This window comes from Polynucleobacter sp. UB-Tiil-W10 (genome assembly GCF_018881605.1).
In the GTDB taxonomy this organism is placed as follows: Bacteria; Pseudomonadota; Gammaproteobacteria; order Burkholderiales; family Burkholderiaceae; genus Polynucleobacter.
In genome coordinates this window covers 1,781,697-1,794,647 of record NZ_JACVPZ010000001.1, presented here as the reverse complement: position 1 = coordinate 1,794,647, position 12,951 = coordinate 1,781,697, and the positions used below count along the sequence as shown (strand labels likewise).

General features: G+C 46.6%; 12 protein-coding genes, 1 tRNA gene and 1 riboswitch. Of the genes, 9 read left to right on the top strand and 4 right to left on the bottom strand.

The window, feature by feature from the left end; all coding sequences use genetic code 11:
- Nucleotides 1–7: 7 nt before the first annotated feature.
- A complete protein-coding gene (locus ICN33_RS09190; RefSeq protein WP_216196291.1) occupies nt 8–1,996 on the bottom strand; it encodes a DNA topoisomerase IV subunit B in 1,989 nt (662 codons plus the stop codon).
- Between the two features lie 79 nt (nt 1,997–2,075).
- On the opposite strand from ICN33_RS09190, the gene ICN33_RS09185 reads away from it, so the two are divergent.
- The 9 genes from ICN33_RS09185 to thiE all read left to right on the top strand — a co-directional run bounded on the left by ICN33_RS09185 (nt 2,076) and on the right by thiE (nt 11,237).
- Entirely contained in the window at nt 2,076–3,296 is a 1,221-nt protein-coding gene (locus ICN33_RS09185) for a CaiB/BaiF CoA-transferase family protein (protein ID WP_216196290.1), read from the top strand.
- Between the two features lie 5 nt (nt 3,297–3,301).
- Nucleotides 3,302–4,534, top strand: a complete 1,233-nt coding sequence (locus ICN33_RS09180) for an MFS transporter (protein ID WP_216196289.1) — start codon at nt 3,302–3,304, stop codon at nt 4,532–4,534.
- Between the two features lie 218 nt (nt 4,535–4,752).
- Nucleotides 4,753–4,827, top strand: a tRNA-Arg gene (locus ICN33_RS09175).
- A 224-nt stretch (nt 4,828–5,051) separates the two neighbouring features.
- Nucleotides 5,052–5,885, top strand: coding sequence for an NUDIX hydrolase family protein (locus ICN33_RS09170; protein WP_216196288.1), 834 nt, complete (start codon nt 5,052–5,054; stop codon nt 5,883–5,885).
- 93 nt (nt 5,886–5,978) lie between these two features.
- Nucleotides 5,979–6,088: riboswitch (TPP riboswitch) on the top strand.
- Between the two features lie 37 nt (nt 6,089–6,125).
- Nucleotides 6,126–8,066, top strand: coding sequence for a phosphomethylpyrimidine synthase ThiC (gene thiC / locus ICN33_RS09165; RefSeq protein WP_255530789.1), 1,941 nt, complete (start codon nt 6,126–6,128; stop codon nt 8,064–8,066).
- A gap of 25 nt (nt 8,067–8,091) precedes the next feature.
- Nucleotides 8,092–9,240, top strand: a complete 1,149-nt coding sequence (locus tag ICN33_RS09160; RefSeq protein ID WP_216196287.1) for an FAD-dependent oxidoreductase — start codon at nt 8,092–8,094, stop codon at nt 9,238–9,240.
- A complete protein-coding gene (gene thiS / locus ICN33_RS09155) occupies nt 9,231–9,428 on the top strand; it encodes a sulfur carrier protein ThiS (RefSeq protein WP_216196286.1) in 198 nt (65 codons plus the stop codon). Before ICN33_RS09160 ends, thiS begins: the two co-directional genes overlap by 10 nt.
- A gap of 28 nt (nt 9,429–9,456) precedes the next feature.
- Nucleotides 9,457–10,275: a thiazole synthase gene (locus ICN33_RS09150; RefSeq protein ID WP_216196616.1), complete on the top strand. Its 819-nt coding sequence runs from the start codon at nt 9,457–9,459 to the stop codon at nt 10,273–10,275.
- A gap of 35 nt (nt 10,276–10,310) precedes the next feature.
- Entirely contained in the window at nt 10,311–11,237 is a 927-nt protein-coding gene (thiE, locus tag ICN33_RS09145) for a thiamine phosphate synthase (RefSeq protein WP_216196285.1), read from the top strand.
- Nucleotides 11,238–11,243: 6 nt separating this feature from the next.
- Here the strand turns inward: thiE and ICN33_RS09140 are convergent, their stop codons facing one another.
- The 3 genes from ICN33_RS09140 to thiD all read right to left on the bottom strand — a co-directional run bounded on the left by ICN33_RS09140 (nt 11,244) and on the right by thiD (nt 12,933).
- Entirely contained in the window at nt 11,244–11,630 is a 387-nt protein-coding gene (locus ICN33_RS09140; RefSeq protein WP_216196284.1) for a HEPN domain-containing protein, read from the bottom strand.
- Complete coding sequence (locus tag ICN33_RS09135; RefSeq protein ID WP_216196283.1) at nt 11,627–11,971, bottom strand: nucleotidyltransferase domain-containing protein; 345 nt, start codon at nt 11,969–11,971, stop codon at nt 11,627–11,629. The genes ICN33_RS09140 and ICN33_RS09135 overlap by 4 nt, the downstream gene beginning before the upstream one ends.
- A 77-nt stretch (nt 11,972–12,048) precedes the next feature.
- Nucleotides 12,049–12,933 carry a bifunctional hydroxymethylpyrimidine kinase/phosphomethylpyrimidine kinase gene (thiD, locus tag ICN33_RS09130; protein WP_216196282.1) on the bottom strand — a complete coding sequence of 295 codons (885 nt, stop codon included), beginning with the start codon at nt 12,931–12,933 and terminating at the stop codon, nt 12,049–12,051.
- Nucleotides 12,934–12,951: the final 18 nt, after the last annotated feature.

The following is a 12,951-nucleotide window of genomic DNA, read 5'->3' as shown; positions in this document are numbered from 1 at the left end:
GTTACCATTAGATATCTGCCTCCACTTCGTTGCCACGCTCTTCAAGCCAATCACGACGTGCGCCAGACTCGGATTTACCCATCAACATATCCATTGTTTTAAATGTTTCATCCTCGGTCCAGGTGCCTAAGGTAACTGGTAGCAAGCGGCGAGTATCCGGATTCAAAGTGGTATCCCAAAGCTGCTCCGCACTCATCTCCCCCAAACCTTTAAAGCGAGAAATCTGCCATGCGCTTTCTTTTACACCGTCTTTACGCAATTTATCTTCAATAGCCTGTAGCTCATTAGCATCTAAGGCATAAATTTTTTGCGCAGGTTTCTTACCGCGCGCTGGCGCATCAACCCTAAATAGTGGTGGCCTAGAAATATGCACATGTCCCAACTCAATTAGCTTAGGAAAATGCTTGTAGAAGAGCGTTAAGAGCAATACTTGAATATGCGCACCATCGACGTCCGCATCAGAAAGAATGCACACTTTGCCGTAACGCAGATTAGATAGATCAGGATTGTCATTGGCTCCATGAGGATCAACCCCAATCGCTACAGCAATGTCATGCACTTCATTATTGGCAAATAAGCGATCGCGCTCTGCTTCCCATGTATTGAGCACCTTGCCACGCAATGGCAGGATGGCTTGATATTCTTTATTGCGCCCCATCTTGGCTGACCCACCTGCGGAATCCCCCTCCACCAGGAAGATCTCATTCATGCCGATGTCTTGACTCTCACAATCAGTGAGTTTGCCTGGGAGTACCGCTACGCCAGAGGACTTTTTCTTCTCAACCTTTTGGCCCGCACGTGTTCTAGCTTGAGCTTGCTTAATGACCAAATCAGCCAATTTGCGACCATAGTCAACATGTTGATTGAGCCAAAGCTCTAAAGCAGATTTCACATAGCCAGAAACTAAACGCACTGCATCACGTGAATTAAGACGCTCTTTAATTTGCCCTTGAAACTGGGGATCTAATACCTTGGCAGACAAAATGAATGATGCGCGTGCAAATACGTCTTCAGGCATCAACTTGACACCCTTTGGTTGCAATGCGTGCATCTCAATAAAGCCTTTAACGGCATTAAATAGACCTTCACGCAAACCACTCTCATGAGTACCACCCGCAGGTGTTGGAATCAAGTTCACATAACTCTCGCGCACTGGTGCGCCGTCTTCGGTCCAGCACACTACCCACGCTGCGCCCTCGCCTTCAGCAAAAGAGTCATCCTCACCAGTGCCAGTAGCATATTGCTCGCCTTCAAATGGGGGAATGACTTCAGCGCCGTGACCTGCTTGTGCAATCGCTTCATTTAAATAGCCGCGCAAGCCTTGTGCATATTGCCAAGTCTGGGTATCGCCTGTCTTCTCTTGAATCAGGGTTACCTTAACGCCGGGCAATAAAACAGCTTTGGAACGCAATAAGCGAATGAGCTCAGGCATAGGTATAACTGAGCTATCAAAATACTTGCCATCTGGCCAAGCGCGAACACGAGTACCGTGGGATTTATCTTCTTTTGAAGAAGCAATCGTTTTGAGTTTTTCAATTACTTTGCCATCAGCAAAGGTCAATGTTGACATTTGGCTATCGCGCCAAACAGTCACTTCTAATCTTTTAGATAAGGCATTGGTTACTGAAACGCCTACTCCGTGCAAACCACCGGAGAAAGCATATGCACCACCAGTGCCTTTTTCAAACTTACCACCCGCATGAAGCTGAGTGAACACAATCTCCACTACAGGTAATTTCTCAGTAGGATGCATCCCCACCGGAATACCGCGACCATCATCTTCGACACTAACGCTGCCATCGGTATGCATAGTGACAATAATTTGCTTACCAAACCCGCCCAAAGCCTCATCGGATGCGTTATCCAGCACCTCTTGAATGATGTGGAGTGGATTATCAGTGCGGGTGTACATTCCAGGCCGTTGACGGACTGGTTCAAGTCCTTTTAGGACCTGAATCGACGATTCGCTGTATTCGGAAGTTTTACGGGTAGCCATGCGCGCAAATTGTAGTCATGTCTGAGATCCAGACCGAATTTTTCGAGTATTACCCTGTCATCCATGCCAAAATCGGGGAATGGGAGCCTTAAGTCATATTCGCGTTTTAGACCTTAGCCGAGTCTTGGCCGGTCCTTGGTGCGCTCAAAATCTGGCCGATTTGGGTGCTGATGTCATTAAAGTCGAGAGACCGGGCGCAGGGGACGATACCCGCCATTGGGGCCCTCCCTTTGCCAAAGATGCTAATGGCAAGGAAACAGAAGAATCTGCCTATTTTATTTGCATTAACCGCAATAAACGCTCGATTACAGTCGATATTGCCAAACCTGAAGGCCAAGAACTCATCCGAAAACTGGCTTTGGACTCTGATGTAGTGATTGAAAACTACAAGGTTGGCGACCTGGCTAAATATGGTCTGGACTATGAAAGCCTCAAAAAGGTAAAAGCGGATTTGATCTATTGCTCAATTACCGGGTTTGGGCAAACTGGGCCTTATGCCAATCGTCCTGGATACGATTTCATCATTCAAGGCATGGGTGGCTTCATGAGCGTGACTGGTGAAGCACATGATTTTGAAGGCGCAAGCCCGCAAAAATCTGGGGTAGCGATTGCAGACATCTTTACTGGCATGTATGCCAGCACCGCCATCCTCGCAGCCATTGTTCATCGTGACCGCACCGGTGAAGGCCAATACATCGATATGTCATTACTGGATACACAAGTGGCGGTGATGGCCAATGTATCCAGCGCCTACCTAACCTCAGGAGAAGTTCCCAAACGCTGGGGCAATGCTTCTCCGATCATTGTTCCTTACCAAACCTTCCCTACTTCTGATGGCTGGATGATTGTTGGTGCTGGCAATGACGGTCAGTTTCGTCAGTTTGTTACAGCAGGCGGTGAAGCCCAATTAGCAGATAACCCGCTATTTGCTTCGAATCCACTGCGCGTTGAGCACCGCAAGCAACTCATCCCTCTTTTAGAGCAGATGACTCGCAAAATGACTAAAGGCGAATGGATTGCATTACTTGAGAAAGCCAATGTACCTTGTGGGCCCATTAATAACTTTAAAGAAGTCTTTGAAAATGAGCAGGTAATGCATCGTGGTGTTCAGATTGATGTTCCCCACCCAACTGCTGGGACGATGAAATTGGTTGCTAGCCCAATGCGCTTGTCAAAGACGCCGACTGAAGCACGGATGGCACCACCGACACTAGGTCAACATACCCAAGAAATTTTGCATGAACGTCTCAAGCTAGATGATCAAGCGATTGAAGAGTTACGCACCAAGGGAATCATTTAAAGCACATGACTACGCAAACATCCAAAGCGGGACTATCGATGAAGGATGTCCTGATTTATGGCGGTCTCATGGTCACCTTATCGATGGGTATTCGTCATGGCTTTGGCCTCTTTAATCTCCCAATTACCTCTGCCAATGGTTGGGGTCGTGAAACATTTGCTCTAACTATTGCCCTCCAAAATCTGATTTGGGGTGCAGTGCAACCGATTACTGGCGCGCTTGCGGATCGTTATGGCGCATTCAAAATCATGGTTGCTGGCGGGATTTTGTATGCCCTAGGTTTAGCGGGCATGGCAGTTTCCACCGATGTGATGAACTTCACTCTTGCGGGCGGCTTGCTGATTGGTTTGGCACAAACTGCCACTACCTACAGCGTGATTTACGGAATTCTGGGTCGCAATGTATCAGCAGAAAAACGGGTTTGGGCAATGGGTATTACTGCAGCCGCTGGATCATTTGGTCAGTTCCTCATGATTCCAGCTGAGCAAGGTTTACTCAGTACGCTTGGCACCCAAGATGCACTTCTCATGTTGGCATTGATGGCCAGCCTCATGATTCCAACCGCATTTATGTTGCGTGAAAAGAATTTCACTCACAACCATAAATTGGGTGATCAAACCATCAAACAGGCATTAAAAGAAGCCATTGGTAATCCCAGCTTTCGCTATCTCACCTTAGGTTATTTTGTTTGCGGCTTTCAGGTGGTGTTTATTGCAGTTCACCTAGCGCCCTACCTCAAAGATCTTTCCTCTAGCTATCCCGCTGTTGGTGCTCCAGTAGTAGCAACTACTGCCCTTGCCTTAATTGGTCTATTTAATATCTTCGGCACCTATAGTTCGGGAATCTTGGGGCAACGCTTTCCTAAGCGCTATTTACTATCTGCAATCTATATTGGGCGCTCCATTGCGATTGTGGCATTTTTGTTATTGCCGCCCACACCGATGAGCACTTATATCTTCGCTGCCATCATGGGGTTCTTGTGGCTCTCAACCATCCCCCTTACCAACGGCATCGTTGCGCAAATTTTTGGTGTGAAGTATTTGACGATGCTTTCAGGTCTGATCTTTTTCTCGCACCAATTGGGTAGTTTCTGTGGAGCCTTCCTAGGTGGTTATTTATTTGATAAGACTGGCTCCTATTTAATTGTTTGGGAAATCGCCATAGGATTAGGCGTATTTGCCTTCCTAGTTAACCTTCCAGTAAAAGAACGAGCAATTCATAGAGTGGCGAATGCTTAAGAAAAAACCCGCAATCAGGAAGATTGTTTCCTATGGGTTTGTTTTGCTTGTATTGCTATTTATTTTTTCGATGTACTTTGCACCCGATATGATGATCGCTGTGACAAATCAAGTGTGGGCATTGTGTGGATGGTGACTTCATGAGAGTGAATGCTGTGCATGATCTTTTATTTACAGCTCTTATAATTTCCTTAGCATATTTTTAGCTTTGCAACTGACTCGCCGTAGCACAATGGATAGTGCACATGCCTCCTAAGCGTGGGATACAGGTTCGATTCCTGTCGGCGGGACCAAAATTTCCTCATACTTATCCACAGGTTTTGTGGATAAATCACTAAAAGTTTTCGTAAGTCTCAGATTTGTATAGGCTGACCTAGCTTGCCTAATTTGTGTGCAGAATGTATTTCATTATTTTCCGTATTCACTTATAAATATTTTAATGAGTGTCTCTGTATTTATGTGCTAAGCAATTTATCAATAAGGGCATAGAACGCGAAGTTCCCTTACACTGAGTGCCATGACCAGTCTATCTACCAGCACACTTGCCGCCCTCGAGGAAATGCTCCAAAACACGGCACGTTCTGCTCCCGCCGATTATCTGCCGATCTATTTATCCCGTGGTGCAATAGGTGAACAACTGATTGGTCATCTCAATCCTGATTTCATACCCTACTTGCAAGAGTCGCTCCAAAAAGAAACTATTCCACTGATTGTGATGGGCCATGAAAAGCTCACGATTCAATTAAGCAAGCCCAGAGATTTATCCAATAGCCTTTATCAATTGGCTAACCGCATGCGCTTGGGCGGATTTATTCCAGGCTGGCGTAACGAGGATTTTGCTTGGGTTGATCAAAATGGTCACAAATACTTTCGCATGGAGCGCGCCGCGTTTCGCACCTTTGGCTTTCGCAGTATGGCAACGCATATCAATGGCTATACGCAAGGCAACACGATTTGGCTGGGAAGACGTAGTGAGACTAAGCCCACTGATCCTGGCAAGCTAGATAACTTAGCTGCTGGCGGGATTACTGCTGATGAAACCCCTTGGGTCAGTGCGCGTCGCGAACTTTGGGAAGAAGCTGGTGTGCCCGAGCAAATTGCAGATCAGATTGAGCCTGTGGGGCGTATTCATATGCGCCGCCCTTCACTTGATCGAGGTTTTCATGATGAGCAGCTCTACATTTACGACCTGGAATTAGCCGATAACTTTGTTCCCACCAATCATGATGGTGAAGTGAGTGGCTTTATTGAAATCTCACTCCTAGAGGCCGCCGCTCGTATCTTGGCCGATGAATTTACTTCTGATGCCGCTTTTGTGACTGCAGACTTTATATTGCGCCGCAATAAATAGTCCATTTGAACTGATTCAGCTTTTTGAGCTTAATCCACCCCGCTTGACTGGCGTCATGTAGCAATCAGTCAATTCGTGGTTAAATCGTACTTAAGGATGAAACAGGGGTGCCCTTCAAAGCGGATTTAGCTTAGAAGGCGCTGAGAAAGACCCTAGAACCCGATCCAGGTAATGCTGGCGTGGGGAGTTACATCAGACCGACACCCGGTTTCGTCCATCTAAAACAGCTAGGAGATGGACATGAGTACAGGCAATACCTCAACTAAAAACGCTAAACACGAGATTCCAAGTTTAAAAAGTTTGGAACGCGACTTTGGGCAAAAGTTTGCCTATCCAGCATCGACAAAAACTTACCTGCAAGGTTCGAGACCCGATATTAAAGCGCCAATCCGCATGATTGAGCAATTACCGACTCGCGTAGGTGAAGAGTTGATGGCGAACCCACCAGTACCTGTCTATGACACTTCAGGTCCATATAGCGATCCAGATGTTGTCATCAATCTCGAGCAAGGTTTGCCAAGACTGCGTGACGCTTGGATTACAGAACGTAATGACACCGTACAACTATCCGGACCTAGTTCCGAGTATGGCGTGGCGCGCTCACAAGATGAAGCCACACAAAAATTACGCTTTTCTCACATTAGTGCACCACGCGTAGCCAAATCTGGCCATAACGTCAGTCAAATGTATTACGCCCGCCAAGGAATTATTACTCCTGAAATGGAATACATCGCCTTGCGCGAATCCATGGGCCTTGAGCAACTCCGCAAAGATCCAGCTTATAAGCAACTCTTAAAGCAGCACCCTGGCAAAAGCTACGGCGCTAACTTACCTGAAATCATTACTGGTGAATTTGTTCGCTCTGAAATTGCTGCCGGCCGAGCGATTATTCCTGCCAACATTAATCACCCAGAATTAGAGCCAATGATTATTGGCCGTAACTTCCGCGTCAAGATTAACGGCAACTTGGGTAACTCTGCTGTGACCTCCTCCATCAATGAAGAAGTAGAAAAGATGGTGTGGTCTATTCGTTGGGGTGCAGACACCATCATGGATCTCTCTACTGGTAAGCATATTCATGAGACACGCGAATGGATTATTCGCAACTCCCCAGTTCCGATTGGCACAGTTCCAATCTATCAAGCTTTAGATAAAACCGGTGGCATTGCTGAAGATCTCACTTGGGAAATGTTCCGCGACACTTTAATTGAGCAAGCAGAGCAAGGTGTTGATTACTTCACTATTCATGCGGGTGTACTGCTGCGCTATGTACCACTAACGGCTGATCGCATTACTGGCATTGTTTCTCGTGGTGGCTCGATCATGGCCAAGTGGTGCCTCGCCCATCACAAAGAGAACTTCCTCTATACAAAGTTTGATGAGATTTGCGAAATCATGAAAGCGTATGACGTGTCATTTAGCTTAGGCGATGGCTTACGTCCTGGTTGTATTGCTGACTCCAATGATGCTGCTCAGTTTGGTGAACTCCATACGCTTGGCGAGTTGACTGCTAAAGCCTGGAAGCATGATGTGCAAGTCATGATTGAGGGTCCTGGTCACGTTCCAATGCAGCGCATTGAAGAAAATATGACTGAAGAGCTCAAGCATTGCTTAGAAGCCCCCTTCTACACACTCGGACCATTGATTACCGATATCGCCCCTGGATATGATCACATTACCAGTGGTATTGGCGCTGCACAAATTGGTTGGTACGGTACAGCGATGCTTTGTTATGTCACACCAAAGGAGCATTTAGGCTTGCCGGATAAAGAGGATGTGCGCGAAGGCATCATCACTTACAAGATTGCAGCTCATGGTGCAGACTTAGCCAAAGGTTTACCTGGCGCACAAGTACGTGATAACGCCCTGTCTAAAGCCCGCTTCGAGTTCCGCTGGGAAGACCAATTTAATCTTGGCTTAGATCCTGAGCGTGCGCGTGAGTATCACGATGCAACACTGCCAGCTGAAGGTGCCAAAATTGCTCACTTCTGCTCAATGTGTGGTCCTAAGTTCTGCTCTATGAAGATCACGCAAGAAGTTCGCGACTACGCAGCAACCTTAGATGCCGATGGCAACCCTAAAGCTAAGGTGATTCCCATTACCGAAGTGACCGATGCTTCAAAGGGTATGGAAGAAATGTCTGCTGAGTTCCGTAAGCGCGGTAGTGAAATTTATCAGTAAGCAATCTGGAGTGATTAGGTAATTGATGACTAGCGCAAGCTTCTCTAATAGCAAGTACGCGATTGTTGGTGGCGGCCTCATGGGTCGCTTACTAGCTCTTGCGCTTGCTAGAGGTGGCGCTCAAGTTGATCTATTTGATAAGGGTGGTCCTGATGGAGCCCATGCTGCTGCGCGGATTGCGGCGGCGATGTTAGCGCCATTAGCCGAATCTGCAATTACCGAAGATTCTGTGGTGTGCATGGGTTTGCATAGTCTGCCTCGCTGGAAAGAGATCATCGCAAGTTTGACTAAGCCGGTTTACTTTCAGCAAGATGGCACATTAATTTTGTGGCATCGACAAGATGCTAGTGATGCAGAACGCTTTGCTGCGCATCTGGAAAAAAACTGTCGCAGCAACTCTGACTTAAGTGCACCGCTAAGACTCAATAATGAAGCATTGCGTGAACTTGAACCTGGCGTTGCGGATCGCTTTAATCAGGGGTTGTATTTACCGCATGAAGGGCAATTGGATAATCGCCAATTACTGGATGCACTAGTCGATGAATTAGCAGTGCTTCAGGTTCAATGCCACTGGCACACCGAGATTGACCCACAGGAGTTGCGCAAACAAACTGCCTATAGAGCGGTGATTGATTGCCGCGGTACGGGCGCTAAAGCGTCTTGGTCTTCTAGTGAGACACCGAATAACTTACGTGGCGTGCGTGGCGAAGTTGTGCGACTCTATGCTCCAGAAGTGAAGTTGCGCCGCCCTACACGCCTCATTCATCCGCGCTACCCGATTTATATTGCCCCAAAAGAAAATGATATTTATGTAGTGGGTGCTACTGAGATTGAATCCGATGACTTATCGGAAATGAGTGTGCGCTCGGCCATGGAATTGCTTAGCGCGGTCTACACAGTGCATAGTGGCTTTGCTGAGGCACGTATTCTGGAGATGGCTACGCAGTGTCGCCCGACTCTCAAAAATAATCTCCCAGAAATACGAACCATAAAAGATAAAGGGCTGGTTGATTTGATCATGATCAATGGCTTATATCGCCATGGTTTTATGATTTCACCAGCGGTGCTCGATTGCGCCTTGCAAGTTTTAGAGCAAGGATCTAGCAAGACTGCATTGGAATTGGGTTTGAGCATTACCCATGACAATAATCGTATAGAGGCGGTATGCGCGTAATCGTCAATCAAGTAGAGTATGAGATGCCAAGCAAAAGCATGGTTGCCGATGCGCTAGCTTTGATTAATGCAAAACCACCATACGCTGTAGCAGTAAATCTGAATTTTGTTCCCAAGACGAAGCACGCTGATTTTGTCTTGAATGAGAATGACCAAATTGAAGTCATCGCCCCAGTTACTGGTGGCTGATCTCGATGAATATAAGAGTGAAGTTGAAATGAACGCACCCCTACCAAGCAAGCTCAATAGCGCTGATACTCTTGTCCTCTATGGTGAGAGCTTTGCGAGTCGATTGCTTTTGGGTACCTCGCGCTATCCTTCACCGCAGGTTTTAGAGAACGCCGTGCAGGCATCTAATCCCGCCATGATTACTGTGAGTTTGCGCCGTCAAGGTAGCTCAACTGCAGAGGCGCATAGTGGCTTTTGGCATTTACTCAAGAAGATGGCCGTACCTGTCCTACCGAATACTGCTGGCTGCCATAGTCCACAAGAAGTCATTGCAACAGCTCAAATGGCCCGAGAAGTTTTTGAAACGGATTGGATCAAGTTAGAACTCATTGGTGATGATTACACTTTGCAACCCGATGTCTTGCGTTTAGTACAAACAGCAGAGACTTTGATTAAAGATGGTTTTAAGGTGTTGCCGTATTGCACTGAAGATCTGATTTTGTGCCAACGACTGGTTGATGTTGGATGTCAGGCGATCATGCCTTGGGCAGCCCCTATTGGTACTGGTCAAGGACCTTTAAATCCCTATGCCATGAAACTATTGCGCGATCGGCTGAAGGTTCCGCTCTTGGTAGATGCTGGTCTTGGGCTTCCTTCGCATGCCTGCACCGTCATGGAATGGGGATTTGATGGTGTATTACTCAATACTGCAGTAGCCCTGGCAGATGATCCTGTCGTGATGGCCAAAGCCTTTGCGATGGCAGTGGATGCAGGGCGCGCAGCCTATTTATCTGGCGCCATGAAACCCCAAGAATCAGCCCAAGCAAGTACTCCTTTGGTGGGCACTCCTTTTTGGCATCAATCGTAGTTTTATAAAGATACTAAGTTAAGTACACTGAGCTTATGAGCCTGATTCGTGACCTAGCCGACCAAATTGTTGCCGCGCATCGCAATGAAGATTTGTGCATACCTATTCCGGCCTTTAGCCTCAACTCCCCGCCTCCACTCATCGATAACGAAGCGGCGGTTGATCATTACGAATTGGCGGGTGCATTAGCTAGTATTGAAATGGGATTTATTGAACCGGATGCAAAAGTATTGGGTAAAGCTTGGTCCCGCATGACAACTCAGGATGGTGGGTTTAATCCCTTTAAATGGCCTAATAGGCCAGAGCATTTTGATTTGCTGCCTTGGACTCGCAATATGAATCCCAACGCCTTTAAAGAGTGTCCAAAACGCTTAGGCTTGTATGGCGTTATGCCCGATGCTGACTGGGTCAAACGCATGGTTGACGCTGAATTACCAACCGTACAACTGCGCTTTAAGTCAGACGAAAAATCCAAGATCAGAAAACAGATAAAAGAATCCGTAGCTGCTGCAAAAGATAGCAAGACCCTCTTATTCATTAATGATTATTGGCAAGAAGCAATAGATGCTGGCGCTTATGGTGTGCATTTAGGTCAAGAGGATTTAGTAGACGCTAATCTTGAAGAGATTCGTTCTGCAGGCTTAAGACTGGGTTTGAGTACGCATGGCTATGCTGAACTTGCTTATGCAGATCGCTTTTGTCCAAGCTACATTGCGATGGGCGCAGTCTTTCCGACGAATTTGAAGAAAATGCCTACTGCACCGCAAGGCTTAGGTCGCCTCTATCAGTACGTCAAATTAATGAGTCACTACCCACTGGTAGCGATCGGTGGCATTGATCAAGATAGCATTCATGCGGTAGCTAAAAGTGGTGTTGGTTCAGTAGCTGTTGTGAGAGCCATTACCCAAGCCAAAGATCCTCAAGCTGCAGTTAAGCATTTACAAGAATTAATGCAGGCTTAAATCGAATTAGCGCTTATCAAATTTTCCTAAAAGATGCTCAACAAATGCACTTGCTTGAGCCACCGCCCATTGAGCATCTTCTTTAGCTACCAAATCACCCTTGTAATCACCCATTAAACGAAGATCCTCGACCTTATTTAATGCTTTACCAAATTCAATTGAGACATGGCCTGTTCTTACTAATTTAAGGCTAAAAACAGATATGAGGCCGCTATGGGTTTTTGTATGTTCAACCGACTGAACCTCACCGGAAGCAAGCAAAGCCCCACGAGCAGCGTCGAACATTGCGTAATAGGCTCTATTACATGCTCCATCAAAATCACCAGCATTTAATAGTATTTTTGCCGAGGCAGCTGCTGTTGTAGCTTTACTAAAAAGCTCTTTTGCCTTCAAAGCACAATGCCTTCGTTTCGCACATTGTTAATAAGACTTGGATTTGAATAAACCTCTGGATGATCCCATTCTTCCTGCCATATTGGAAGCGGCTGAATACGTATGCCAGTCTCCAAAAGAACCTCGTAAGCAAGATCATCCATGGCAAATTTTGTCGCCATAAACGGAGTTGCTAGACCCTTCAAAAGAATAGCAACATCAGCATCACTCTCTGCGTGATGACTACCCCTAGCTCGACTTCCAAACAACAATGCTTTTGCTATTGGAAAGTATTGAGCGACCTTATCCATAAAAGCTGATGTAGCAGCTTTTGTTTGATCGTCAATGAAGAAATTGCTCATAGCCTCTATTATCCAAAGAAAGAGGCGCCAAAGCAAACAAGGTCTATATCCACGCTGGTTTGAGGTTAAAAGCACCTCTAGAGCTTGTTTTTTTCATCCAGCAAAGCAGTTGGATAAAAGTCATGCATGTGCCACAAAGGTCCTGGGCCTTCACCAATACTTAAGAAGCGGCCCGCCTCTAAACCAGCTTCTACATAGGCGATCGCCTTAGCAACCGCATGAGCCAGATCATGACTGTCAGCAAGGTAGGTAGCAATTGCAGACGCTAAAGAGCATCCAGTGCCGTGAGTGTTTACGGTATTCACGCGATAGTGCTTGAATTCCTTAGTCTGCAAAACTTCCAAACCGTCTTCAATCGTGCGCCACATTAAGTAATCCGTAATTTGGGTATGCGTGCTATCTAAATGACCGCCTTTAATCAGAACTGCTTGTGGTCCCATTTCGAGCAAATCTTCTGCAGCCAATTTGAAATCATTAGGACCGCTAATCTCACGACCTAGCAATAAGGAGGCTTCATCCAAGTTTGGTGTAACGAGTGAGGCAAGCGGAAATAATTCGGAGATCATTGCCTGGGCGGTATCGTCACCACCTAAGCTTGCTCCAGAAGTGGCACGCAAAACAGGGTCCAGAATAATTCGTTTGACGCCGTGTTTACGTAAAGATTTAGCCACTGTTCGGACTATTTCTGGACTGGCTAACATGCCTATTTTGACAATATCCGCCCCAATATCCATCAAAACAGCGTCGATCTGAGCCTCAACCACATCAAGATCGACATCCTGAATACGCGTAACGCCCAAGGTATTTTGAGCAGTAATTGCGGTGATGACGGACATCCCATAGCCACCTAAGGCGGTGATCACCTTGAGATCGGCCTGCAGCCCCGCCCCGCCGCCACTATCGGACCCAGCAATGGTCAGTACTTTAGGGATCTGCACAGAAGTGGGAAGAAGTGATTTCATCTTGCTATAATATCGGCT